A 25,854-nucleotide genomic window follows, 5' to 3' on the forward strand; every position below is an offset into this window, starting at 1 on the left:
CCTGGCAGCAATACTCAGGAACCCGCTCTAGGATCAGTTCACTACATTCCGGTCCGGGGTCAGGAACAAGCGGAGGGCGGATTCCATGGGGTGGGCGCAACGAAGCTGGGAGTCCAGCTGGCAGGCAAGCTGGCACGGAATCGAGAACGTCGAGTCCAGCACCTGGTTGGTGTGGGCCGCGTGGGCGGCGATCGCACTGGGTGTCGCCGCCCTGATTTTCACTCACCGGCAGCTGCAGCGGAACCGTGCCTTGGCAGCGGAGAAGACCCGACCGCACGTCGCGATGCTGATGGAGCCGCATGTGGCGGACTGGCACGTCATCGAGCTGGTGGTCCGCAACTTCGGCCGCACCGCGGCCTACGACATCCGGTTCAACTTCCCCAATCCGCCGACGGTGGCCGAGTACGAGAATGCGTCCGACGGTTACGCCGACGTGGTGGAACTGCAACTGCCCCGGGAGCTGCCGACGCTGGCACCCGGGCAGGAGTGGCGGATGGTCTGGGACTCCGCGCTCGACCGCGCCGAGATCGGGCACGGCGTCGAATCGCGTTTCGAAGGCACCGTGACCTACTACGACCGGCCCGACCGGCCGCGTGGCTGGAAGTTCTGGCAGCGCCCTCGCACCCCGCTGGAGACCAAGGTGGTGCTCGACTGGGACGCGCTTCCACCGGTGCAACGGATCGAGTTGATGACCACGCACGACCTGGCCAAGCGGGAGAAGCAGAAGCTGGAGCTGCTGCGCAACCTGCTGACCTACTTTCACTACGCCAGCAAGGAGACGCGCCCCGAGGTGTTCCGCAGCGAGATCGACCGGATAAACCGCGCGGTGCAGGAAACCCAGGACAGATGGCGCACCCGGCAGCTGGACGAGCCCACCGACGTCAGCCTGCGCTGGGGTGACGCCGAGAACGAGCTGGGTAAGCATCGCAGCCAACGGGTGTGATCGCGCGACGATCTGATTCAATCGAGGTCCGCAGCGAAGGAGTAGCCCTATGAGCGGTCCGGTCGTCTACACCCACGATGAAACCATCGGAGTCATCCGGATGGACGACGGCAAGGTCAACGCGCTCGGGCCGACCATGCAGCAGGCCCTCAACGAGGCGATCGACCAGGCCGACAGAGACGACGTCGGGGCGCTTGTCATCACCGGCAACGAACGGGTGTTCAGCGGCGGCTTCGACCTCAAGATCCTGACCTCCGGCGAAGCGCAGCCCGCGGTCGACATGCTGCGCGGCGGCTTCGAGCTGTCTTACCGGCTGCTGTCCTATCCCAAGCCGGTGGTGATGGCCTGCACCGGGCCCGCGATCGCGATGGGGGCGTTCCTGCTGTCCTCCGGTGACCACCGAATCGCCGCCCACGCGTACAGCATTCAGGCAAACGAAGTCGCGATCGGCATGGTGATCCCGTATCCCGCACTGGAGATCATGAAGCTGCGGCTGACCCGGTCGGCCTACCAGCAGGCCACGGGGCTGGCAAAGACCTTCTTCGGCGAAACCGCGCTGGCCGCGGGCTTCATTGACGAGATGGTGCTGCCCGAAGTCGTGGTCAGCCGCGCCGAGGAAGCGGCCCGCGAGTTCGCCGGCCTCAACCAGAAAGCCCACGCCGCCACCAAATTACGGACCCGCGCCGACGCGCTGAAAGCGATGCGGGCCGGTATCGACGGGATCGAGAAAGAGTTGGGCCTCTGACCGACGGGGGACGTTTCGACCATCTCCCGTCGGGTACGCGCGTGTCATGGAGGCGGTGGATCGCATCGCCGACCCATGGGGAACGCGAACTCCATACGGGCCGGACCAGCGATGGCCCGAACGCGTCGACGAGTTCCTCGCCCGGGGAGTCGATGCCGGATCCGTAGACCGTTGGGTGCAGTCCGCAGCGGTGTTGCATTCCAACGGTGACGCCCTCGACATCGCCGTCAAGGACGACCGCATCGTCGGTGTGCGAGGGCGTGCCGTGGACCGGGTCAATCGAGGCCGGCTCGATCCCAAGGACCTGTTCGGTTGGCAGGCCAACGGGTCCCCCGACCGGCTGACCACCCCGCTGGTGCGCATCCGCGGCCAACTGCGTGCCACCGATTGGGACAGCGCGATGGATCGAATCGTGTTGCACACCAACCATCTCCTGGATTCCCACGGCCCAGGCTCAATCGGTTTCTACACCTCCGGACAGCTGTTCTTGGAGGAGTACTACACGCAGGCAGTGATCGCACACGCGGCGATCGGGACCAATCACGTCGACGGCAACACACGGTTGTGTACCGCCACGGCCGCCGAGGCGCTCAAGGAATCGTTCGGCTGCGACGGGCAGCCCGGCTCCTATACCGACATCGACCACGCCAACGTGATCGCACTGTTCGGGCACAACGTCGCCGAAACGCAGACGGTCTTGTGGGCGCGGATGCTGGACCGGCTGGCCGGCTCAGCACCCCCGGCGATCATCTGCGTCGACCCTCGATCGACTCCCGTCGCCGAGCACGCAACCGTGCACCTGGCGCCGCTACCCGGGACCAACGTCGCTCTGATGAATGGGCTGCTGCACGAAATCATCAGCCACGACTGGGTGGACCACGACTACATCGCTGCGCACACGGTCGGTTTCGACGAACTGCAGCGTCGGGTGGCCGAGTTCCCGCCGGCCCGAGCCGCCGAGATCTGTGGAATCGATGCCGACGATATTCGTTGCGCAGCAGAGCTTCTAGGCACCGCCGACCGACTGGTATCCACCGTCTTGCAAGGCTTCTATCAGTCACACCAAGCGACGGCGGCGAGCGTTCAGGTCAACAACATCCACCTGGTCCGCGGCATGCTCGGCAAGCCGGGCTGTGGTGTGCTGCAGATGAATGGCCAGCCGACGGCGGAGAACACCCGTGAGTGTGGCGCCGACGGCGACCTCGCGGGTTTCCGAAACTGGGCCAATTCCGACCACATCGCAGAACTCGCGAAGTTATGGAACGTTGAGCCGCAACAGATCCCGCACTACGCACCGCCCACCCACGCGATGCAGATGTTTCGATTCGCCGAAGAAGGCACGCTGCGGATGCTGTGGGTGACCGCGACCAATCCGGCTGTGTCCCTGCCGGACCTGGCGCGCATCCGCAACATACTCACCCAAGACCGACTGTTCCTGATCGTCCAGGACATCTTCATGACCGAGACCGCAGAACTCGCCGACGTGGTGCTTCCCGCGGCGGCCTGGGGTGAGAAAACCGGCACCTTCACCAACGCCGACCGAACCGTGCATATCTCCGAAAAGGCCGTTGAGCCACCGGGTTCCGCCCGTCCAGACCTCGACATCTTCCTGGATTACGCGCGACGCATGGACTTCCGCGACAAAGACGACCGGCCGCTGATCTCCTGGCAGGACCCGGAATCGGCGTTCCAGGCGTGGCAGAAGTGCAGTGCGGGCCGCCCGTGCGACTACACCGGCCTCAGCTACGCCAAACTGCGGGCCGGCAGCGGAATTCAATGGCCCTGCAACGCAGCGCATCCCGACGGCACCGAGCGGCTCTACACGAACGGCGAATTCTGGTCGGCCCAAGACTATTGCGAAGCTTACGGCAAGGACTTGATCACCGGCGCGCCGTTGGAGCCCACCGAATACCGGGCCATGAATCCCTACGGCAAGGCCATCATCAAGGCCGCCGAGTACCTGCCCGCACACGAGCGGCCCTCGGACGCATATCCCTTCGTCCTGATCACCGGGCGCACTGTCTACCACTTCCACACCCGCACCAAAACGGCGCGGGCACCGCAGCTGCAGCGCGCCGCGCCGGACGTCTGGGTGGAGATCTCCGCCGCGGATGCCCGCCGGCTGGGGATCCAGGAAGGCCAGCCTGTGGACGTGACCACCGCGCGCGGCGGCATCACCGCCGCCGCCCGGATCGGACGGATCCGGCCGGGGGTCGTTTTCGTCCCCTTCCACTACGGCTACTGGGACGCTGATCGTCGGGATCACCACCGCGCCGGCAACGAACTCACTCTCACCGATTGGGACCCGGTATCCAAGCAACCGACTTACAAGACCGCCGCCGCGCGCGTGCAGGCAACCCGATCGGGGGGCCGACGATGAAGCTCAAACTGGCCATCCGGGAACTGCATCGCTCCGAGCGCAGGCTGGCCCGCGGCCTCAACGGCATATCGGTGCGGCACCGGTCCGACCAGGACATCTCGCACCTGGCGCGTGACCTGTCCGGCTGGTCGCAGAGCCATCTGGGGGTGCTGGCCAAGCACGGCCGCAACTACGGGGTGAGATTGGCCACGACGCCACGCACCGCGCCCCGCGCAAGCGCTGTCCAGTCCTGGCTGGGTAGTTCACTGCGGCACCGCCCACAGCCGGGGTTGCTGCTGCTGGCCGAACTGCGCCATGTGCATCGCCTGGCGGCGGGAGTATCGCTGGACTGGGAGCTACTCAGTCAGGCCGCGCAGGCGGCCAAGGATCAGGAGCTTGTCGAGTTGACCTCGCGGTGCCACCCCGAGACGTTGCGGCAGATGCGGTGGGCCAACGCGATGCTCAAGGAGCTGTCACCGCAGATTTTGACGAGCTGAGCCGTGGGTGAGCGGTTGCCCGAACAACCGCTGCACACCGGCGCCTCCTCCGCCTCCGATTCTGGCACTCGAGCCGGCTTACCGTGGCACTTCGGCGCTATTGGTACTGACGGAATCTTTCCAGGTACTGGACCCAGTTCCACGTCGACAAAAACGCCGTGGCCGCGTCGTAGCCCTTGGTGTAGAGCGCTTCGGCGTCTTTGCGGGAGATCCCGAAGTCCAGGAAGTTCACCGCGGTGGAATCCACCCGGATCGCCCGCGCGCTTACCCAGGGCTGGTTCAGGTAGGTCTGGTCGTGGCCGACGAACATGGTGGTGATCAGCTGCTCGAGCAGCACCGAAGGCGGGCCGAGCAGGCGCAGCGCACCCACTCCCGGAATCAACTGGTCATTGCCCTCGGGCAAATTGGGCATGACCGTCACCCCGAAGGTCGGCCAGCGCGGCGGCTTGCCGTCGAACCGGTCGAAGGAGTCGATCGGGAAGTTCGACAACACACCCCCGTCCACCAGCGTCGACTCCAGCCCGGCGGCGCTGGTCAAGGTGACCGGGCGGAAGTAGAACGGGATCGACATCGAGGCACGGACCGCGTGCGCCACCGGTTGCTCGTCGGGATCGAGGCCGTACAGCCGCTTGTAGTCCCACGGCAACCGCACCAATTGTCCGGTGGTGACGTCGGTGACGGTGACGGCCAACCGGTAGCGGCGATCAGCGCGGATCTGCTTGTCCCGCAACGCCAAATCACCGAACGTCGTGACGCCCAGGTTTTTCAGTTCGCTGCGGATCCACTGGTGCGCGAAGTCACCCCGATAGATGCCGTTGTCCCGAAGTAAACCCCAAGCCTGACCGACCACCGGCAGGTGACCCACCGGCCCGGCATCGCGGAACTTCTCATACGGCAGGGTCAGCGCGATTTCCTTGATCTGGGCGCTGGTCAGTTGGTCACCATTGGACGCCGCGGCCAGGATCGACCCGACCAGCGAACCGGCCGAGACCCCCGAGACGCGTTTGACGGCGTAGCCGGCTTCCATGATCGCGACGACCGCGCCCACCAGCCCGACACCCTTGACGCCACCGCCGGAGAGCACCAGGTCGACGGGCTTGCGGCGGCTGGGCGCGAGGGGCGGCACGGGCTGCTCGGCCATGTCAGTCCTGCGCCGAAGCCCATTGATAGGGAAGGAATTTCCCGTCGAAGGTGACGACGACGCGGTCACCGGACGGGTGCGGTTTCTTCTGCAGATCGAGGCTGAAGTTGATGGCGCTCATGATGCCGTCGCCGAACTGTTCGTGGATCACCTCTTTGATCGCGCCGCCGTACACCTGCAGCGCTTCGTAGAAGCGGTAGATGGTCGGGTCGGTAGGAACTGGGGTAGGCAGGCCGCCGCGCATCGGCGGGGCCGCCAGCACCGCCACCGCGGACTCATCCAGGCCCAGCAGCTCGACCAGCACCTTGCCCTGCTCGGGCGGAATCGGGTGCTGTCCCAGCAGTGCCGACGTCGTCCACAGCAGCGGCCGGTCGATGGCATCGGCGAGTTTCTGCCAGCTCAGGCCCTTGGCAAGGCGGGCCACGACGATCTGCTCGGTGATCTCGTTTCTGTTCATGGGCCCAAGCATGCCAAGCATTACCAACGCCCGCGGTGCACAACCTCGTCGAAGGGCCGGCGATTAGGCTTGCGGATCGGGGTCAGCGGCCGGTCGGCCGGGTAGCCGATGCCGAGCATGTAGGCCACCAGGTAGCCGTCGGGGACGCCGAGGATGGCCCGCGCCTTGTCCTGGTCCCCCACCGACGAATGACCGGTGCCGATGCCGAGGTCCGTTGCCGCAAGCATCATCGCCATCGTCGCCTGGCCCACGTCGTACTGGTCGATCACCTTCCGGCGTTCATCCGGCGGCTCCGGAATCACCAGGACGATGGCGGCCGCTGCCCCGGCGATGTGACCGGCCCCCACCCACACCGTCGAAAGTTCCTGCAGTGCCGCCTTTTCGGTCACGATGACGAAATCCCAGGGCTGGCGGTTCTTCGCCGACGGCGCCCGCCACCCGGCCTCGGCGATACGGTTCAGGTCCTCTGTCGAGACCGGCTGCTCGGTGTACTGGCGTACATTGCGCCGGGCTCGGATCGCATCCCACGCTTCCATCGGTTCCTCCCTCACGGCTTGACCCGTCCCATGCTGCCACCGGTGTCGGAGTCCCGGTCTATCGTGGCCCGCGATGGCACTTCATCTGCACCGTGCCGAGCGCACCGATCTGCTCGCCGACGGGCTCAGCGCGCTCTTGGCCGAGCCGCTGCCTGACCCGTTCGCGGAGGAGCTGGTGTTGGTTCCGGCACGGGGGGTGGAACGCTGGCTCAGTCAGCGACTGTCTCATCGCCTGGGGACCGGGCCCGGTGGCGGCGATGGCGTGTGCGCGGGTGTGTCGTTCCGCAGCCCGGGGTCGCTGATCGCCGAGATCACCGGCACTGCCGCCGAAGACCCATGGTCACCGGATGCCATCACCTGGCCGTTGCTGGAGGTGATCGACCGTTCGCTGGACGAACCCTGGTGTGCCACGCTGGCAAAGCATCTGGGGCATTTCGACACTGGCGCGGAGGCGGAACTGCGCCGGGGCCGGCGGTACGCGGTGGCTCGTCGCCTGGCCGGCTTGTTCGCTTCCTACGCGCGGCAACGGCCCGGCTTACTTGCCGACTGGCTGACCGGCGACACCGGCGATTTGCACTCCGATTTGGCCTGGCAACCGCAACTCTGGCGTGCCCTGGTAGCGCTGATCGACGCCGATCCCCCGCACGTCCGGCATGAAAAAACGGTCGACCGGTTACGGAGAGGCCCGGCCGACCTGCCCTCGCGGTTGTCGCTATTCGGCCATACCCGGTTGGCGTGCACCGACATCCAGCTCCTCGAAGCGCTGTCCACCCATCACGAACTGCACCTGTGGCTGCCGCACCCCAGCGACGCGTTGTGGCGCGCACTCGCGGCAATCCACGGCGCCGTACCGCGCCGGGAGGACACCAGCCACCGCGCCGTCGGCCATCCGCTGCTGACGACCCTGGGCAGAGACCTGCGCGAGTTGCAGCGCGGCCTTCCCGCCGATCCCGCCACGGACGAGGCGCTGGCTGCGCCAACACGACCAGACACCCTGCTCGGCTGGCTGCAATCGGATCTGGCCGAAAACACCGTCCGGCGGGCCGGCCGCACCCTGACAGACAACGACAGGTCGATCCAGGTGCACAGCTGTCACGGGCCGGCCCGGCAAACCGACGTGCTGCGTGAGGTGCTGCTGGGCCTGCTGGCCGACGACCCGACGTTGGAGCCGCGCGAAATCCTGGTGATGTGCCCGGACATCGAGACCTACGCGCCGTTGATCGTCGCTGACTTCGGGCTCGGCGACGTCGTCAGCGGCGCGCACCCCGCACACCGGCTCCGCGTCCGGCTCGCCGATCGCTCGCTGCTGCAGACCAATTCGCTCCTCGGTGTCGCAGCGGAGTTGCTGGCGCTGGCCGGCGGCCGGGTGACGGCGAGCGAGGTACTCAATCTCGCCCAGGCCGCACCGGTCCGGGCCCGGTTCGGCTTCAGTGACGACGACCTGGAGGGCATCACCCGCTGGGTCCGGCAGTCCAACATCCGGTGGGGCTTCGACCAGGAACACCGCAAGCCGTTCGGGGTCGACTTCGTCCATAACACTTGGCGATTCGGCATCGACCGCATCCTGGCCGGGGTCGCCATGTCGGACGCGTCGCACAGTTGGATCGATTCGACCTTGCCCCTCGACGATGTGGGCAGCAACCGCGTCGAATTGGCCGGCAAGCTTGCCGAATACGTCGACCGGCTGCAGCGGGTGGTGGACTCGCTCACCGGGACGCACCCACTGGGCAACTGGCTGACCGCACTGGCCGACGGCATCACGCTGCTGACCCGCGTCGACGACGACCAGATGTGGCAGACCGACCAGCTGCACCGTGAATTCGCTGACGTGCTGCGAACCGCGGGCCCGCGGGCCGGTACCCTGTTGCGGCTGGCCGATATTCGCGCGCTGCTGCAGCGACACCTCGCCGGGCGCCCCACCCGCACCAACTTCCGCACCGGCACCCTGACCGTCTGCACGATGGTGCCGATGCGTTCGGTTCCGCACCGGGTGGTATGCCTGGTCGGCCTCGACGACGGCGTCTTCCCGCGTCTGGGTGTGGTCGACGGCGACGACGTCCTGGCCCGGTGTCCGCTGACCGGTGAGCGCGACATCCGTTCCGAGGACCGGCAATTGCTGCTCGACGCGATCGGCGCCGCCACCGAGCACCTGGTCATCACCTACACCGGCGCCAACGAATACTCGGGTCAACGCAGGCCACCGGCGGTCCCACTGGCCGAACTGCTGGACACCCTCGACGTGACGACCGAAGCGCCGGTACGCGAGCGCATCGTCGTCGAGCATCCGTTGCAGCCGTTCGACTTCCGCAATGTAGAACCCGGCAGACTGGTGCCCGAGGTGCCGTTCAGCTTCGATCTGACCGTGCTGCGGGCGGCCCGGTCCGCCACCGGAGAACGTACCGAGCGGCCGAAGTTCATCGGCGGGCCGCTGCCGCCGCCGGCACCGGACGATGTGGTCCTCGCCGATCTGCTGGCCTTCTTCAAGGACCCGGTGAAGGGTTTCTTCCGGGCGCTGGAATACACGCTGCCCTGGGACGTGGACGGTGTCCAGGATGCAATGCCGGTCGACATCAACAATCTCGAGGAATGGTCGGTCGGCGACCGCATGCTGGCCGACATGCTCGGTGGCATGGCACCGGATGAGGCGCGGCAGGCCGAATGGCGTCGCGGCACCTTGCCGCCCGGTCACCTCGGCTGGCGCAAGGTCACCGAGATCCGGGATCAGGCGGAGGTCCTGGCGAACGCGGCGCGCACATATCGGCGCGCCGAAGCGGCGGCCTACGACGTCGACATCGACCTCGGCGGGCGTCGGTTGACCGGCACGGTGTCGCAGGTGTTCGGCGATCGTGTGGTGTCGGTGACCTATTCGAAACTGGATGGCAAGCACCTGGTGCAGTGCTGGATTCCATTGCTGGCGCTGATCGCTCACGATCCGGGGCGTGACTGGTCGGCGGTTTGCGTCGGCCGCGCGAAGCGGGGTGCCGCCCCGCGCGAGGAGGGGCTGGGACGGCCGCGAGAGGAAGCCATCGAGCTGCTCCGGGACCTGGTGGCCATCTACGATGCGGGGCGGCGCGAACCGATTCCCCTGCCGATCAAAACGTCCTACGCGTGGGCGGTTGCCCGGCACACCGGTGACGACGCGGAGCAAGCGGCGTCCTACCGCTGGCACAGCAATCGGTTCCCCGGCGAGAACCAAGATCCGGCGTCCGTGCGCGCCTGGGGCTGGAACGCACGGCTGAGTGAACTGATGCAACCGGTGCGGCCCGGCGAGGAATGCGCCGGCGAGGACACGCGGCTCGGCGCCTACGCCGCACGCCTGTGGCGGCCGATGCTGCGCGCGGAGCGGAGGCCCGGCTGATGCGACCGTTCGATCTGCTGGGCCCGCTGCCCGCCGAGCGCTCCACCACGGTGCTGGAAGCCAGCGCCGGGACGGGCAAGACTTTCGCGCTGGCTGGGTTGGTCACCCGCTACATCGCCGAGGACGTAGCCACGCTCGATCAAATGCTGCTCATCACCTTCGGGCGGGCCGCCAGCCAGGAACTTCGCGAACGGGTCAGATGCCAGATCGTCGAGGCGGTAAGGGCTTTCGACGACCCGACGGTGGCCGGTGACAACCAGCTGGTGCGGTATTTGATCGACGCCACCGAAAGCGAGCGCACCGTGCGCAAGCAGCGGTTGCGCGACGCGCTGGCCGCCTTCGACGCGGCGACGATCGCCACCACCCATCAGTTCTGCCAGCTCGTGCTCAAATCGCTGGGCGTGGCGGGTGACACCGATGCCGGCGTCACCCTGGTCGAGGATCTGGACGACCTGACCGCCGAGATCGTCGACGACCTCTACCTGGCTCACTTCGGCCGCCGGCGCGAGGATCCGGAGCTGACCTACCGCGACGCTCTGCGACTGGCACGGACGGTGGTCAACAACCCGTCGACCGACCTGCGTCCAAGCGACCCAGAACCGGACTCGCGGGCCGCGATGTGCGTCCACTTCGCGAAAGACGTTCTCGCCGAACTGGAGAAGCGCAAGCGGCGCCGAGGGGTGCTGGGGTACGACGATCTGCTGATCCGGTTGGCCGACGCACTGGCCACCGAGGACTCCCCCGCCCGGCTGCGGATGCACCAGCGCTGGCCGATCGTGATGGTCGACGAATTCCAGGACACCGATCCGGTGCAATGGCAGGTGCTCGACCGGGCATTCAGCGGACGCTCGACGCTGATCCTCATCGGCGACCCGAAGCAGGCGATCTATGCCTTCCGCGGCGGCGATATCGTCACCTACCTCGACGCCGCGCAGACCGCGGGCGAAAAGCGGACCCTGGCGACGAACTGGCGCAGCGACAGCGCCCTGGTGGATCGGCTGCAAATCGTATTGCGGGGTGCCCAACTCGGTGACCCGCGAATCGTCGTGCATGACGTCGCGGCCTCCCACCACGGCCACCGCCTGGCCGACGCGCCGCACAACGACCCGTTCCGGCTTCGAGTGGTACGCCGAGAGACATTGGGCCGCAAGGGCTTGACCAATCCGCGCATCGACGAGCTGCGCGAGCACATCGGCAGGGACCTCGCCACCGACATCGGCCGGTTGCTGGCCGCCGACGCCACCTTCGACGGCCGCCCGCTGGTGGCCCGCGATATCGCGGTCATTGTGGAGAAGCACAAGGATGCACGCGCCTGCCACGATGCACTCACGAGAGCGGGCATCCCGGCGGTCTACACCGGCGACTCCGATGTGTTCGGATCCCAGGCCGCCGACGATTGGCTGTCACTGCTGGAAGCTTTCGATCAACCGCACCGCCCCGGCGTGGTGCGTGCCGCCGCGGCGACGATGTTCTTCGGCGAGACCGCGGAATCCCTTGCTGTGGGCGGTGATCGGTTGACCGATCAAGTCGCCGAAACATTGCGGGTGTGGGCCGGTCACGCCCGCGAGCGCGGGGTCGCCGCGATCTTCGAGGCCGCGCAGTTGGGCGGGATGGGTGACCGGGTGCTGTCGTGGCGCGACGGCGAACGGCACATGACCGACCTGGCGCACCTGACCCAGCTGCTGCAAGAGACCGCCCACCGCGAGGGCTATGCGCTGCCGGCGCTGCGCGATTGGCTGCGTGGGCAGCGCGAAGAGCGCGGCGGCGCCGCCGAACGCAACCGGCGGCTCGACAGCGATGCCGCCGCCGTCCAAATCATGACGGTGTGGGTGAGCAAGGGTCTGCAATACCCCGTCGTCTATCTGCCGTTCGCGTTCAACCGCAACATTCAGGAACGCGACCTGATGCTGTTCCATGACAACGGCGTGCGCTGTCTGCACATCGGCGGCAGGGAAAGTCCCGACTTCGCCGCCGTGGAAGCGCTGGCGATCAAAGAGGACGCCAGCGACGACAGCCGGCTGACCTATGTCGCGATGACCCGGGCCCAATCACAGGTGGTGGCTTGGTGGTCACCGGCATTCGACGAACCCAACGGTGGTTTGTCGCGGCTGCTGCGGGGCCGCCGGCCGGGCGAGACGGGGGTTCCGGACCGCTGCATGCCCCCCAAAATCACCGACGACGACGCGTGGGACCGGTTCCGCGAATGGGAGATCGCCGGCGGGCCGGTCCTGGAAGAGTCCGTAATCGCCTCCGCTCCTGCCATTTCCGGCCCGCCACCGCCGTCCGGCCTGAACACCCGGCACTTTCACCGCAACATCGACACCACCTGGCGGCGCACCTCGTACTCAGGCTTGATCAAAGCCGCCGAGACGACGGGAGTCACCAGCGAGCCGGAGATCACCGAACTGGATGACGAGGTCGGCGACATCCCACTGCTGCAGACGCCCGCCGGGTCGGACGTGCCGTCACCGATGGCGGCACTGCCCACGGGCGCGAAGTTCGGCACCCTGGTGCACGCGGTACTGGAAACCGCCGATCCATTCGCGGCCGACCTCGCCGCGGAGCTCGAGGCTCAGGTCAGTGCTCACTCAGCCTGGTGGCCGGTGGGCGTGCCGTATGCCGATCTTGCCGCCGCCCTGATTCCGCTACACGACACCCCGCTGGGTCCGCTGGCGGGCGGCCGGACGCTGCGGCAGATCGGATTGCGAGATCGGCTACGAGAACTGGACTTCGAGTTTCCGTTAGCCGGCGGCGATAGCCGCGGTGGGCTGCCGCCGATCCGGCTCGCCGACGTGGGGGCGTTGCTGCGCTCGCATCTGGCGGCCACCGATCCGCTGGCGCCCTACGCCGACAGACTGCTGGGCGATGCCCTCGGCGGACAGCCGTTGCGCGGGTATCTGAGCGGTTCGGTCGATGCCGTGCTTCGGATCCCGGACGGGTCGAGTCAGCGCTACCTGGTGGTCGATTACAAGACCAACTGGCTGGGTGAGCCGGACAAACCGCTGACGGCCGCCGACTACACCAGACCGCGACTGGCCGAGGCGATGTTGCACTCGGATTACCCCCTGCAGGCGTTGCTCTACAGCGTGGTATTGCACCGCTTGCTGCGGTGGCGACAGCCGGCCTACGACCCGGCGCGTCACCTGGGTGGGGTGTTGTACCTGTTCCTCCGTGGCATGTGCGGGCCTGACACCCCGGTGCTCGACGGCCATCCAGCCGGCGTGTTCAGCTGGGCACCGCCGGCCGCGTTGGTGACCGAACTGTCCGACCTGCTCGACGCGAGCCGGGTGGCGGCATGACAATCGATGTCGTCGATCCCGCCGATCGCCGCCAGGCGGTCAGCGCCTCGGGGCTGTTGCGGGCCTTCAACGAAGCCAGTGTTCTGGAGTCGGCCGATGTACATGTGGCGCAACGGCTTACCACAATGGTGGCTGAACCGGATGAGTCGGTGGCGCTGGCGGTCGCGCTGGTGGTGCGCGCCCTTCGAGGCGGCTCGGTCTGCATAGACCTGCGCGAAATCGAGGCTCAGGTCGGCGCGCCCGACCTCCCGTGGCCGACGGCGGACGAGTGGCTGGCCGCATTGCGCGCCAGCCCCCTGGCCGGTTCACCACCGGTGCTGCGGATCTACGGCGACGGCTTGATATACCTCGACCGCTACTGGCTGGAGGAACAGCAGGTCGCGGCCGATCTGCTGGCTCTGCTGTCGGCGCGGGCGCCGGACGTGTCGCTGGATGTCGCCCGGCTGTTTCCTGAAGGGTATGAAGAACAGCGCACGGCCGCCGACATCGCGTTGGGTCAGAGTTTGACCGTGCTGACCGGTGGACCGGGAACTGGCAAGACGACCACCGTGGCGCGACTGCTTGCGCTGTTCGCCGAGCAGGCCGAACGCGACGGCAGGTCGCGGCTCCGTATTGCCCTGGCGGCACCGACCGGGAAGGCGGCGGCGCGCCTGCACGAAGCGGTGCAGCTGGAGTTGGAAAAACTGGACCTCGTTGACCGGCAACGTGTTTCGGGCCTGCGAGCCACCACCCTGCACCGGTTGCTGGGCAGCCGCCCGGACACGTCGTCGCGGTTCCGCCATCACCGGGGCAACCGGCTCCCGCACGACGTGATCGTAGTCGACGAGACCTCGATGGTCTCGTTGACCATGATGGCGCGGCTGCTGGAATCGGTGCGTTCCCACACCCGGCTACTGCTGGTCGGTGATCCCGACCAGTTGTCGTCTGTGGAGGCCGGCGCGGTGCTGGCCGACCTCGTCGACGGTCTGGGCGCTCACCACAACGCCCAGGTGGTGGCAGCACTGCAAACGTCGCACCGGTTCGGCCGATCCATCGGTGACTTGGCTTCGGCGATCCGCGACGGTGCCGCCGACGCCGCCGTCGATCTGCTGCGCGCAGGCGATGAGCACATCGAATGGCTCGACACCGAGGATCCAACCGAACAATTGCGCAATGTCCTTGTGCCGCATGCCCTTGCGCTGCGAAGGGCAGCGGTGCTCGGCGATGCCACCGCGGCGCTGGCCACGCTCGACGAGCATCGATTACTTTGCGCGCACCGCCGCGGACGCTACGGCGTCGAATACTGGAACCGTCAAGTCGAACGGTGGTTGGCCGAAGCTACCGGTGAGCCGATCTGGACGGCGTGGTACGCCGGAAGACCAGTGCTGGTGACGACCAACGACTACGGGCTGGGCGTCTACAACGGCGACACCGGGGTGACGATCGTCGCCGACGAGTCGTTGCGCGCGGTCGTCGCCGGCGCGGACGAGTTGCTGAACTTCGCCACCAGCAGGCTGCCCGACGTCGAGACGATGCACGCGATGACGATCCACAAGAGCCAAGGCAGCCAGGCTGACGAAGTGACTGTGCTTATGCCGCCGGAAGACTCGCGGCTGTTGAGCCGGGAACTGTTCTACACGGCTGTGACTCGGGCAAAGAAGAAGGTGCGCGTGATCGGCTCGGAGGCCGGTGTACGAGCCGCGATCGAGCGGCGGGCGGTGCGGGCCAGCGGGTTGGCGCAGCGACTGCGAGGCCAGACCAGCTAGGTGCCGAAAGTCGGTGCAATCGCGCCGAGCACGGTCGTTACGCTTCGTCCTCCAGGGAGCGCACGTCGGCGGAAGTCACGATGGTGCCGAGGCTTACCAGCGGGAAGCCGGTTCTGAATTCGGTTGAGACCGCGGCAACAGAACCCGAGTTCAAAGCGCGGCGTACAAGGTCGACGACGGTGTCGTTCAGGGTGCGACCGGTATCTCGCGCGATGGTTAACGCCTGCATATGCAGGTCGGCGGGCAGGTCGATGGTGGTCCGCATACTTCATTGCAGCATCTTCACATCACGATGCAAAGAGGAGACGGTTCCCTGCGCGATGCTTTCGCAACACGGCGGGCGGCGGCGAACCACTCGCCTATACGGAACAATCGCAGTCAACATGATCGAGGACGACGGCTCCCCACCGATACCCCGACGACGCCACATCGTGCGGCTCGTGGTGTTCGGCGGCTTCCTGCTCGGCATGTTCTACCTGATCGGTGTGGCGCGAGTCATCGACATGGACGCGGTGCACCGCGCGATTGCGAACACCGGCCCACTGGCACCGTTGGCCTACGTCGCCGCAGCGGCCGTCTTGGGCTCGATGTTCGTGCCTGGGTCAATCCTGGCCGCCGGCAGCGGATTACTGTTCGGTCCGCTGGTGGGCCTGTTCGTGACACTGGGCTCATCGGTGGGCACCGCGATCGTCACCAGCCGAATAGGTCGACGGGCCGGCCGAGAAAGCGCCAAGGCCCTGCTTGGGCCGAAACGCTCCGAGCGGGTGGACGCGCTGGTCGATCGGAGCGGCTTGTGGGCCGTTGTCGGCCAACGATTCATCCCAGGCGTGTCCGACGCGCTGGCCTGCTATACATTCGGGGCGTTCGGAGTTCCGTTGTGGCAGATCGCCGTTGGCTCCTTCATCGGCTCGTTTCCGCGGGCGTTCGTCTACACCACGTTGGGTGCGACGGTCCGGGAGGGTTCCTCGACGCTGACCTACATCGCGATAGCCGTGTGGTGCGTGACCGCCGTCGTCGGCGTGTTCGCGGCCCGCCGGGGATACCGGCATTGGCGCGAGCACGCCAGTCATTCCGACGAAGCACAACCGAACGCGGACCCGGGTGACGGCGATGACTGAGGACGGCATTGACCCGCTACTGCTGGGACAGCGGGTAGTCGCAATTCTGGAAACGGGCCTACGCACCGCAACCTACAAGCTGGCTACATTGATGGCGCTCGTCGACTTCTGTATTGAGAATCTTCCAGCGCGCCCGGATGATGCCGCGCTGGTGCCCATCCCTGACCTGGCGCATCGCGTGCTAGAGATCTACTGGCGGCAGGTGCGCCCCTTCGATGGACGCGAGCTTCAACAGTCAACTCAGCCGAAGGCTCGGATTTTGAAGGCTGCTAACCAGTTACGAAATGCCGCGGCGGCGGGACACAGCGGCATGACGCTGGACGTGGCGATTGTGCGGGCGCCGGGGGTTTATCGGCGCGCGATCGACGAGATCACCTTGTGCCTGGCTCAGCAACCGCTGCACCGACTGCAGCGGTTGCCCGGATCCGTGGCCAGCGACCCATTCCTCTATGACGACTCCTTCCTGCACAACCATGTGTCGCGTTCGACCTTGCGAGAACGCGGAGACGCCATCCAACTGCACCCCGGCGTGGCACACGGCCTGGCCCGGCTCGCCGGCTTGCTCAAACCGGCGCTGGAAATCATGTGGGTCGAGGATGTGCGGCGCATGAACAGATTCCTGCAGGCCGACGTGCCTGACGTTGCGGGGCACCTGTTCGGTCGCGAACGCACCGCGCTAACCGCCGTCCGGGGCCCGCTGAAGGACGCGTTCGGCGCGCACTGCTTCTACTGTGGTGCCCACCTACCGGCGGACAACCCGATCGACCACGTTCTGCCCTGGTCGTTGGTAGGGATCGATGGTCTGGCCAACCTCGTGCTGTCCTGCGCGCGGTGCAACGGCGACAAGAGCGGCGCATTACCCGCCACAGACATTGTTGACCGAGTGCTGGAACGCGATCGAAACCTGTTGGAGCAGATAGCAACCGACATTCAGTGGCCCACCCAGCGCCGGCGCGTTATAGCCGCGGCACGCGGCATCTACCGCGGTCAACCGGCGGGCGTACCGACCTGGTCCGGGTACCGAGCGAGCAGGCGGCTGGATATCAGTATTCCGCCGTGGTGGATCGCTGCCGATTACCGTGAGCGCTAGTTCCCAGCACTCGTCCGTTGGGCGGTGACGAACAAGTTGCCTGGCACCCGGTCTTCGACCTCCCTGGGCGGCCGGCGATCGAACCGGGCCATCAACTCGTCGGCGGGCGCGACTGTCACCTTCCAGCCGTGCCGGCGGAACCAGTCACCCACGTCCTCGCGCTCCTCGAAGTACCACAGCTCATCGGTGCGGGGGATCTCCCGCTGCGGGTCCACCCGCGCCATCACCTCGCGCAGGCGATCCATACGTGCCCGACGGTCCGCCCGGATCCGCTCGTCGAGGAATGTGGGGCCCAGCGCTTCGACGGCCACCCGGCTCCCGTCGGCCGCCAGCCCGTGCACCCGGTCGAACAGCAGGTCCTGAGCCGCGGCGGGCAGGTACGGCAGCAGCCCCTCGGCCGACCAGGCGCTGGGCGCCGAGGGATCAAACCCCGCCTCGCGCAATGCGGCCGGCCAGTCCTGCCGTAGGTCCACCGCGACCGGGATACGCCGACAGGCGGGCTCCGCCCCGTGCTCGGCCAGCGTCGATGACTTGAACTGCAGCACCCGCGTCTGATCCAGCTCGTAGACCGTCATCCCGGACGGCCACGGCAGCCGCCACGACCGTGCGTCCAAACCGGCCGCCAGGATCACCGCCTGCCGGATGCCCGACCTGGTCGCGTCGGCGAAGAACCGGTCGAAAAACGCTGTCCGCGAAGCCATGTAGTCGACCATCGCCTGCATCTGCAGCGGCAGGTCCGGTTCGGCTTCGATCACCTCGACCGGCAGCTGCGGCGCGGAATGCCAATTCCAGACCCCGTCGCCGGCGGCGTCGAGAAAAACCTGCGCGAACGGGTCGCTGATCAAAGGATCCGCGCTGCGCGTTTCCGCCGCACGCGCGGCGGCCACTCCCAGCGCCGTAGCTCCGACGCTCTCGGTGATCTCCCAGCTGTCGTTATCGGTGCGCACCATGCCATGTCCTCCCGTCACTGCCATGCCAGTGGCGAAGGTACGGGAACTGCTTGTGAACCGGCTGTACGTCTGTTGGGCGGACGCTAGTCGCGCACCGCTGAGACGAACTGGGTACGGGGCGAGGTGTCCTCCACCCCCTCGGGGATCCCGCGGCCGTAACCGGCCATCAACTCCGGCGCAGGCGTCGCCGTCGCGGCCCAGCCGTGCCGCCCCAACCACTCGCCGACGTCCTCGCGTTCCTCGAAATACCAGAGTTCGTCGGTTCGCGGCAGCTCGCGCTGCGGATCCGCCTGCGCCACCAACGCGCGTAGCCGATCCATCCGCTCCCTGCGTTGCGCGCGAACGCCCTCATCCATCCAGTCCGGACCGGGCGCCTCCACGGCGATGCGGCTACCGGGCGCCGCCAGCCCGTGAATCCGTTCGAACAGCAACTCGTGCGCCGCGGCGGGCAGGTAGGGCAGCAAGCCCTCCACCGACCAGGCGCTCGGCGCCGACGGGTCAAACCCGGCATTGCGCAGCGCCGCCGGCCAATCGTGGCGCAGGTCCACCGCGACGGCAACCCGGTTGCAGGTCGGCTCGGCGCCGTGTTCGGCCAAGGTCGACACCTTGAATTCCAGCACTTTGGGCTGGTCGAGTTCGTAGACCGTGGTGCCGTCGGGCCAGGGCAGCCGCCAGGCCCGCGAATCCAGGCCGGACGCCAAAATCACGGCCTGGTTCACGCCGGCGCGGGCGGCGTCAAGGAAGAAGGTGTCGAAGAAGGCAGTCCGTGAAGCCATGTAACCGACCATCGCCTGCATTTGCACGCCCAGGTTGGGTTCGGCTTCCAGGACCTCTGCGGGCAGGTCGGGTGCGGCGAACCAGTTCCAGATCCCGTCGCCGACGGCATCGAGGAACACCCGCGCGAACGGATCACTGATAAGCGGGTTTTCGCTCTCGGTTTCCGCGGCGCGGCCTGCTGCCACACCCAGCGCGGTGGCGCCGACGCTTTCGGTGATCTCCCAGGTGTCGTCATCGGTCCGCGTCATGCTCAGTCCTCCTCTACCCCGGCACACGACGCTCGCGAGCGTACGTGAGCGGGATCGGCGGGGTCCGGCACGTTAAGTTGTCGTAGAACTGCGGACCGCGAGACCAACGGATCCGAAGGACCAGGACCGTGCACATGCGAGTTGACGGACGCGACATCACCGTGTCCGGCAGCTTGCTGCAACCACTCACTCGTCGGACCAACGACCTCATCCGGCTGGGCCTGGCCGCCCTGGCTCTGGTGGCGGTCGTGACCAGCTCGCTGATCACCCGGCCGCGCTGGGTCGCCCTGGAAAAGTCAATCTCCGAGATCGTCGGGGTGCTGAGCCCTGCCCAAGCCGATCTGGTGTACCTGGTGTACGGCATCGCGATCCTGGCCTTGCCGTTCGTGATCCTGATCGGCCTGATCCTGTCCCGGCAGTGGAAGCTGCTCGGCGCGTACGGGACCGCGGCCCTGATGGCGATGCTGCCCCTGTCGATCAGCAGCAACCGGATCGCCGCGCCGCGCTGGCACTTCGACCTGTCCGACAGACTCACCACGCTGCCCGCGCAGTTCCTCGATGACCCGCGCTGGATCGCGATGCTCGCCGCGGTCCTGACGGTGTCGGGCCCTTGGCTGCCGGCTCGCTGGCGCCACTGGTGGTGGGCGCTGCTGCTGGCATTCGTACCGATCCACCTGGTGGTCAGCGCCATCGTGCCGGCCCGCGCCGTGGTGGGGCTGTCGGTGGGCTGGTTCGTTGGTGCCTTCGTGGTGCTGGTCGTGGGCACTCCCGCCTTGGAGGTGCCCCTGGAAGGCGCGGTCCGAGCCATGGCCAAACGCGGGTTCCTGGTGTCGCGGCTGGTGGTGGTCCGGCCGGGCGGACCGGGGCCGCTGGTGCTGTCGGCCGAATCCACCGATCCGGGATCGCGAGCCGCGGTCGAGTTGTACGGCCCACATCAACGCAGCGGTGGCGCGGTGCGTCAGCTGTGGTGGAAAGTGCGGTTGCGCGGATCCGAAACCGCACCCCTGCAAACCTCCATGCGGCGCGCTGTGGAGCATCGCGCCCTGATGGCCATCGCCATCGGTGACACGGGCGTGGCCAATACGTCGACGATCGCGCTCGCGGTCCTCGACCGGGGCTGGACCCTGTATGCCCATAAGCCCGTGCAGGGCGTGCCGCTCGACGAGTGCGCAGCGGAAACGCCGGTGGCCCGGGTCTGGGAATCCCTGCGGGTCCTCTATGACCACCAGATCTCGCATGGGGATCTGCGCTGCAACGAGATCACCGTCGCCGACGGGAAGGTGTTGTTCGGCGGCTTCGGGGCCGCCGAATACGGTGCCACCGACGCACAGCTGCAGTCCGACATCGCCCAACTGTTGGTGACGACGTCCGCGTTGTACGACGCGCGTTGTGCGGTCGAGGCCGCGATCGAGGTCTTCGGCAAGGACACCATTCTGACCGCGGGACGTCGGCTCACCAAATCCGCTGTGCCCAAGCGGATCCGGCAGTCAGTGGCCAACGCCAAGGCCGTCATCGCCGACGCCCGCGCCGAGGTGAAGCACCAGACCGGCGCCGACGAGATCGAGACCGAGACCATCACCCGGTTCAGTCGCTCCCAGTTCATTCAGCTGGTGCTGTTGGGCGCGCTGGTCTATGTCGCCTATCCCTTCATCAGCACGGTGCCGACCTTCTTCTCCGAACTGCGGACCGCGAATTGGTGGTGGGCGCTGCTGGGCCTTGCCGTGTCGGCCCTGACCTACGTCGGTGCGGCTGGGGCGTTGTGGGCCTGCGCCGACGGTTCCGTGAGTTTCTGGAAGCTGTCGATCATGCAGGTGGCCAATACCTTCGCCGCGACGACCACGCCCGCCGGGGTCGGCGGTCTGGCGCTTAGCACGCGGTTCCTGCAGAAGGGCGGACTGACCGCGTTGCGCGCTACCGCCGCGGTGGCACTGCAGCAGTCGGTTCAGGTGATCGTGCACGTCGCGCTGCTGATCTTGTTCAGCGCCGTCGCCGGAACCTCAACCGACCTTTCACATTTCGTCCCGAATGCCACCGTGCTGTACCTGATCGCCGGCGTGGCACTGGGCATCGTCGGGACCTTCCTGCTGGTGCCCAACCTACGGCGCTGGCTGGCCACCGAACTGCGCCCCAAGCTCAACGAGGTCACCGGCGACCTCGCCGAGCTCGCACGCGAGCCCAAGCGACTGGCACTGATCGTATTAGGCAGTGCCGGAACGACTTTGGGCGCGGCTTTGGCACTGTGGGCCAGCGTCGAAGCGTTCGGCGGGGGCACCACGTTCGTCACCGTCACGGTGGTGACGATGGTCGGCGGAACCCTGGCCTCGGCCGCGCCCACCCCTGGCGGTGTCGGTGCCGTGGAGGCCGCGTTGATCGGTGGGCTCGCCGCCTTCGGGGTGCCCGCGGGTATCGGTGTGCCGTCGGTGCTGCTGTACCGGGTGCTGACGTGCTGGCTACCGGTCTTCGTCGGCTGGCCGGTGATGCGCTGGCTGACCAAGAACGACATGGTGTAGCGGCGTCGGTCGCCTATTCGTCATAGTCGGTCTGGGATACCACGACGTTGATGGTTGCATTCCGGATGCTCCCGTCGACGGCCGTTGTCAGGTAGACCCAGTAGGACCCATCAGAGACTGATGGCGCGACCGTGATCGGGATGTCGACCGCCGCCGATCCATCCGCTGTGAACCGCTCGGTGACCGGCGCAACCGTGATTCCGCCGCTCGATGACACGCCGGTGACGGCATATGCCGGGGCGCTGTCCACCAGACGTTGCACATCCATTCGCACCGTCCGCGTCGCACCGGGCGCGATCGTCAGGTAGGGAGCCGGAACGTTGACGGCCACCGCCGAACCGCCGGTCCCATATGAGGGAGGAGACGAAGATTCGGCAATCCCCCAGCGCATGTCGGGGCGAGCCGCCAGCGAGAAGTCCACGTCGCCGCCCGTAACGATGGTCGACTCGGGCAAATACGTCCGATCGCTTGGATGATCATCGATGGTCATACCGCTGATGTACCTGAGGCGGTTCGGACCTGATGCGCCAGGCGCCGCGATACGGAGCGATCTACCTGTTGGCAACTGGATGACGGCGCGATCGAACAGTGGTGTGTTCACGGTGAGGATAGGCGTGCCCGGAGTGCTCGGGTACAAGCCGAGGGCCGCCCAGACGTACCAGCTCGACATCGCGCCGAGGTCGTCGTTCCCGGGCGCACCGTCCGGCGTGGGACCGAACAACCCGCGCACCCGGTCGACCGTCTGCTGCGTCTTCCAAGGCCGGCCGATGTAGTTGTACAGCCACGGCACCGCGAAGCTCGGCTCATTGCCGGCCCAGAGGTGGGGCTTGTTGGGGCCGTCGTTGAGCTCTTGGGTGAACCGGTCGAGCCTGTCGGCCACCGCCTTCCGGCCGCCGAGCGCCGTCACCAGTCCCGCCACACTGTGCGGCACCAGCCAGACGTACTGTTCAGCGTTGCCTTCGTCGAACCCTGCCTGGCCGAATCGCGAATCGTCCGTGGCGAATCCGGGGCCGGACGGGAAGAACCCGCTCAGGTCGCGCGGTGAGAGGTAACCGGTCGATGGATTGAACACGTTCTGCCAGTATTGGGACCGCGTCTGGAACTCAGCCGCCGTGGCGGGATCGTCCAGTGCTTCAGCGAAACGGGAGATGGTGAAGTCGTCGATCGACCACTCGAGTGTGATCGATGCGCCCGCATCGAATTCGGTCAGCTGCGGGGCGTACTTGAGCCGAAGGTAGTTGCCGATCCCCGGTCGCTCCACATAACCATTGATGCCGACGCCACCTTCGGTGGCCCCGCGAACCATGTAGCGCAACGCCGCGTGCACGTCAAAGTCGTTCGCGCCGAAGGTGTGCAGATTCACGATCAACGGCACGACGCTGTCGCCGGTCATCTGACTCGTCGCGGCATTTGCCAAGGCCCAACGCGGAAGGGCGCCACTGTGTTCGGCGTCGTTCACCAGAGACTGGGCCATATCGCTGGCTTGCTCAGGAAAGAGGAGCCCTTGCAGCGGAGCGAGGCTGCGGTAGGTGTCCCAGTCGGAGAAATTGGCGTACTGCGTGTGGCCGGCTGCCACCACATGTATCGCGCTGTCGAATCCGATATACCGGCCGTCGGCGTCGTTGAAGGTATTGGGGTGCAGGAGGGATCGGTACAGACAGGTGTAGAACGTCGCCGTGTGTGCCGGAACTCTGCTCGCCACCGCGATACGCGATAACGCGGCCCTCCACTTGTCCGCTGCCGATGCCCGCGCGCCGTCGAAGCTTTGGCCTCCCTCGGCGCCGAGGTTGGCTCGCGCACCGTCGATCCCCACATAGGAGATTGCGGTCCGTACCTCCAGATCGGAGCCGGCCGGGAATTGCACGTATCCGCCGCTGTACGGTGAATCCATTTGCCGAACCGCGGGAAATGTGAAGTAGCCATCCCAGGTGCCATAGGAGATGAAGGGCCGATTGAACTGCATGGCGAAGTACACGGTGTAGTTGTTCTTCTTGTCGCAAAACGACCCGCTGCTCGACCAACCGGTGATGGTGGTGTTGTCCTCACCGATTTGAATCGCCGCTCGTGCGTTGCCGGCAAGCGAAGCACCCGAGCGCACCTGAAAGTAGGCTGGCTGGCGATCGTGAGGGTAACTGAACCTGCCGATGCCGACCCGAGTGGTGGCAGTGAGTTCTGCTTTGACGCCAGTCTCTGGAAAGCGCACCGTGTAATAGCCTGGCGCAGCTGACTCCGTTCCATCGTGGGCGATACGCTCCCACCGGTTCCATGGCTGCGCACCGACTGGGCTGGTGGTCGGAAGCATTGAAATGTCCCCGAACGCAGGGCAACCCACCGATGCGTGGGTCATGCTGAAACCCGTGGCACGCGATTTCGCGTGGTCGTAGCCGGCGTAGGTGTTGACGGTATCCGGTGAGTACTGAACCATTCCGAACGGCACCGTCGCCCCAGGGAAATTATTAATCTCGCCGACTACATCCCCTCCTGTACCGGTGCCGATGAGCGGGTTGACGTATTCGACAGGGTTGCCCACCATCGGAGGTTCACCGTCGTACGCGGTGGGCGACGTGATGATCAACGGCACAAAAAGGCTAAGTGCCGCGGCTGTCGCGGCGACGAGCCTCAGCGGCCTCTTTGCCTGCATAGATGTCTCATACTGCAACTATTCAGCGCATGGGTGGTGTTTTGCCGGATCGCCGCCAATATCCCTATGCGTCCGGCTTACGTGACGCCGTCCGGCAACGTTTCGGCTAATCTCAGTCCCGATGTCGCCGGCGCTGGTACCGGGGCCCGATTTTGGGAGATGCGATAGATGAAGGACCTCACCGCGATCGTGGCGACCGTGGCGGTCAGCCTGGCGCTGGCCGGCTGCCACGCCGAGACCAAGACCGAAGTCAAGACGTCGAACTCCACGGGCACCTCGACGTCCACCTCGACGGTCACCTCGTCCGCGCCGGCCACCAGCAGCACGCCGGGCGCGCAGGCCAACAAGACCATCGCCGACTACATCGTCGAGAACCACATCACCGAGACGCCGGTTCACCCGGGCGACCCCGGCTCGCCGACCATCAACCTGCCGATCCCCAACGGGTGGCAGTTACTCCCGCCTGGCGGCGCACCGTACTGGGGAATCTCTTACGGGCAACCCGCCGATCCCGCTGACCCGCCCACACTGGCGGCCTTGGTGTCCAAACTCACGGGCAACGCCGACCCGAACAAGATCCTCGAATACGCGCCCGGCGAGCTGAAGAACCTGCCCGGGTTCGAGGGCGGCAGCGCCAACGGCAAAGAATCCACCCTCGGTGTCCCGCCGGGGAAGAGCTTCAAGGCCTGGCAATTCGGCGGCTCCTACACCAAGAACGGCAAAAAGCGCACCGTCGCGCAGAAGACGGTCGTCATCCCAGCCGCAGACGGGCTCTACGTGCTGCAGATCAACGCCGACGCGCTGGACGACGAGACCGGCCAGCTGATGGATGCGACCGGCGTCATCGACGACCAGACCACCATCACCACCCCCTGAGCCAGCCAACTACGGACGGCCACTTTCCGGACTTGCTGGTGCTGTCCACCCCTTTTGGTCTTACGGTGGTCAGATGACAGAACAGTCGTATGCCGTCGATGTCGGGCACCCACCCTCGGCTTTGTTGCGGGCGGTGAACCCGGTGTTGAAGGCCGTGTTGGGTACTCCGCTCGCCGGCCCCCTGCGCAAGCAGCTGATGGTGCTGAACTTCACCGGACGGAAATCGGGGAAACAGTTCTCCCTTCCGGTAAGCGCGCACGTGATCGACGGCAACCTCTACGCGCTGGCCGGGGCCGCCTGGAAATACAACTTCAAGGGCGGCGCACCGGCGCACGTCGTTTACGACGGGAAGACCACCGTGATGCGCGGCGAGCTACTTCCCGACGGGCCGGACGTACACGATCTCTACCACCGCTGCGCCCAGTCCTACGGCCCCAAGCGTGCCCAGCGCATGATGGGGCTGAAATTCCGGGACGACGACAACATCCCCACGCGGGAGGAGTTCGCCGAGGCGATCCAACGGCAGAAGCTGGTGGCCATCAAGTTCACCCCGGTGGCATAGCG

Annotated in this window: 19 protein-coding genes; 12 read left to right on the forward strand and 7 right to left on the reverse strand. The window is 66.6% G+C overall.

The genetic code is table 11. From position 1 onward, the window contains the following. The first annotated feature begins 85 nt into the window (after nucleotides 1-85). The 4 genes from A5645_RS19945 to A5645_RS19960 are packed head-to-tail and all read left to right on the forward strand — an operon-like array spanning nucleotide 86 to nucleotide 4,544. Nucleotides 86-943 carry a DUF8453 domain-containing protein gene (locus A5645_RS19945; protein WP_051544983.1) on the forward strand — a complete coding sequence of 286 codons (858 nt, stop codon included), beginning with the start codon at nucleotides 86-88 and terminating at the stop codon, nucleotides 941-943. 49 nt (nucleotides 944-992) lie between these two features. After that, nucleotides 993-1,688: a crotonase/enoyl-CoA hydratase family protein gene (locus A5645_RS19950; RefSeq protein WP_065035447.1), complete on the forward strand. Its 696-nt coding sequence runs from the start codon at nucleotides 993-995 to the stop codon at nucleotides 1,686-1,688. Nucleotides 1,689-1,734: 46 nt separating this feature from the next. Continuing rightward, nucleotides 1,735-4,068, forward strand: a complete 2,334-nt coding sequence (locus A5645_RS19955; protein ID WP_065035446.1) for a molybdopterin oxidoreductase family protein — start codon at nucleotides 1,735-1,737, stop codon at nucleotides 4,066-4,068. After that, nucleotides 4,065-4,544: a hypothetical protein gene (locus A5645_RS19960; RefSeq protein ID WP_065035445.1), complete on the forward strand. Its 480-nt coding sequence runs from the start codon at nucleotides 4,065-4,067 to the stop codon at nucleotides 4,542-4,544. The genes A5645_RS19955 and A5645_RS19960 overlap by 4 nt, the downstream gene beginning before the upstream one ends. 97 nt (nucleotides 4,545-4,641) lie before the next feature. Here the strand turns inward: A5645_RS19960 and A5645_RS19965 are convergent, their stop codons facing one another. From A5645_RS19965 to A5645_RS19975, 3 genes are read right to left on the reverse strand one after another with little or no spacing between them, the layout of a single operon-like run. Beyond that, complete coding sequence (locus A5645_RS19965; protein WP_065035444.1) at nucleotides 4,642-5,685, reverse strand: patatin-like phospholipase family protein; 1,044 nt, start codon at nucleotides 5,683-5,685, stop codon at nucleotides 4,642-4,644. A 1-nt stretch (nucleotide 5,686) separates the two neighbouring features. Continuing rightward, nucleotides 5,687-6,142: a cyanase gene (cynS, locus tag A5645_RS19970; RefSeq protein WP_462355777.1), complete on the reverse strand. Its 456-nt coding sequence runs from the start codon at nucleotides 6,140-6,142 to the stop codon at nucleotides 5,687-5,689. Nucleotides 6,143-6,162: 20 nt separating this feature from the next. Next, nucleotides 6,163-6,678 carry a nitroreductase family protein gene (locus A5645_RS19975; RefSeq protein ID WP_065035476.1) on the reverse strand — a complete coding sequence of 172 codons (516 nt, stop codon included), beginning with the start codon at nucleotides 6,676-6,678 and terminating at the stop codon, nucleotides 6,163-6,165. A gap of 73 nt (nucleotides 6,679-6,751) precedes the next feature. Here A5645_RS19975 and recC point away from each other — a divergent pair, with 73 nt between their 5' ends. Genes recC through recD form a run of 3 tightly spaced genes read left to right on the forward strand, consistent with a single transcriptional unit; the run spans nucleotide 6,752 to nucleotide 15,080 of the window. Beyond that, on the forward strand, nucleotides 6,752-10,036 hold the full coding sequence (gene recC, locus A5645_RS19980; protein ID WP_065130756.1) for an exodeoxyribonuclease V subunit gamma: 3,285 nt from the start codon (nucleotides 6,752-6,754) through the stop codon (nucleotides 10,034-10,036). Then, nucleotides 10,036-13,335, forward strand: a complete 3,300-nt coding sequence (gene recB, locus A5645_RS19985) for an exodeoxyribonuclease V subunit beta (protein ID WP_065130911.1) — start codon at nucleotides 10,036-10,038, stop codon at nucleotides 13,333-13,335. Before recC ends, recB begins: the two co-directional genes overlap by 1 nt. Further along, a complete protein-coding gene (gene recD, locus A5645_RS19990; protein ID WP_065130757.1) occupies nucleotides 13,332-15,080 on the forward strand; it encodes an exodeoxyribonuclease V subunit alpha in 1,749 nt (582 codons plus the stop codon). Before recB ends, recD begins: the two co-directional genes overlap by 4 nt. A gap of 37 nt (nucleotides 15,081-15,117) precedes the next feature. On the opposite strand, the gene A5645_RS19995 is transcribed toward recD, so the two are convergent. Further along, the gene (locus A5645_RS19995) at nucleotides 15,118-15,345 is read right to left on the reverse strand and encodes an antitoxin (protein ID WP_065035441.1); all 228 of its coding nucleotides are present in this window, start codon (nucleotides 15,343-15,345) and stop codon (nucleotides 15,118-15,120) included. Nucleotides 15,346-15,463: 118 nt separating this feature from the next. On the opposite strand from A5645_RS19995, the gene A5645_RS20000 reads away from it, so the two are divergent. Both A5645_RS20000 and A5645_RS20005 read left to right on the forward strand, forming a co-directional pair. Continuing rightward, nucleotides 15,464-16,198, forward strand: coding sequence for a TVP38/TMEM64 family protein (locus A5645_RS20000; protein WP_065035440.1), 735 nt, complete (start codon nucleotides 15,464-15,466; stop codon nucleotides 16,196-16,198). After that, complete coding sequence (locus tag A5645_RS20005; protein WP_065035474.1) at nucleotides 16,191-17,288, forward strand: DUF8808 domain-containing protein; 1,098 nt, start codon at nucleotides 16,191-16,193, stop codon at nucleotides 17,286-17,288. Before A5645_RS20000 ends, A5645_RS20005 begins: the two co-directional genes overlap by 8 nt. On the opposite strand, the gene A5645_RS20010 is transcribed toward A5645_RS20005, so the two are convergent. Both A5645_RS20010 and A5645_RS20015 read right to left on the reverse strand, forming a co-directional pair. After that, nucleotides 17,285-18,238 carry a class I SAM-dependent methyltransferase gene (locus A5645_RS20010; protein ID WP_065130758.1) on the reverse strand — a complete coding sequence of 318 codons (954 nt, stop codon included), beginning with the start codon at nucleotides 18,236-18,238 and terminating at the stop codon, nucleotides 17,285-17,287. The genes A5645_RS20005 and A5645_RS20010 overlap by 4 nt on opposite strands. Nucleotides 18,239-18,321: 83 nt before the next feature. Continuing rightward, nucleotides 18,322-19,263, reverse strand: coding sequence for a class I SAM-dependent methyltransferase (locus tag A5645_RS20015; protein WP_065130759.1), 942 nt, complete (start codon nucleotides 19,261-19,263; stop codon nucleotides 18,322-18,324). 134 nt (nucleotides 19,264-19,397) lie between these two features. Here A5645_RS20015 and A5645_RS20020 point away from each other — a divergent pair, with 134 nt between their 5' ends. After that, nucleotides 19,398-21,773, forward strand: coding sequence for a lysylphosphatidylglycerol synthase transmembrane domain-containing protein (locus tag A5645_RS20020; RefSeq protein WP_065130760.1), 2,376 nt, complete (start codon nucleotides 19,398-19,400; stop codon nucleotides 21,771-21,773). Nucleotides 21,774-21,786: 13 nt separating this feature from the next. Here A5645_RS20020 and A5645_RS20025 read toward each other — a convergent pair whose 3' ends face one another. Beyond that, nucleotides 21,787-24,414: a GH92 family glycosyl hydrolase gene (locus tag A5645_RS20025; protein WP_065130761.1), complete on the reverse strand. Its 2,628-nt coding sequence runs from the start codon at nucleotides 24,412-24,414 to the stop codon at nucleotides 21,787-21,789. Nucleotides 24,415-24,582: 168 nt separating this feature from the next. Between A5645_RS20025 and lpqN the strand changes: the two genes are divergently transcribed. Both lpqN and A5645_RS20035 read left to right on the forward strand, forming a co-directional pair. Continuing rightward, entirely contained in the window at nucleotides 24,583-25,290 is a 708-nt protein-coding gene (lpqN, locus tag A5645_RS20030; RefSeq protein ID WP_065130762.1) for an envelope biogenesis lipoprotein LpqN, read from the forward strand. Nucleotides 25,291-25,363: 73 nt separating this feature from the next. After that, entirely contained in the window at nucleotides 25,364-25,852 is a 489-nt protein-coding gene (locus A5645_RS20035; RefSeq protein ID WP_065130763.1) for a hypothetical protein, read from the forward strand. Nucleotides 25,853-25,854 lie beyond the last annotated feature (2 nt).

This window comes from Mycobacterium asiaticum (genome assembly GCF_001673635.1).
Taxonomy (GTDB): Bacteria; Actinomycetota; Actinomycetes; order Mycobacteriales; family Mycobacteriaceae; genus Mycobacterium; species Mycobacterium asiaticum_C.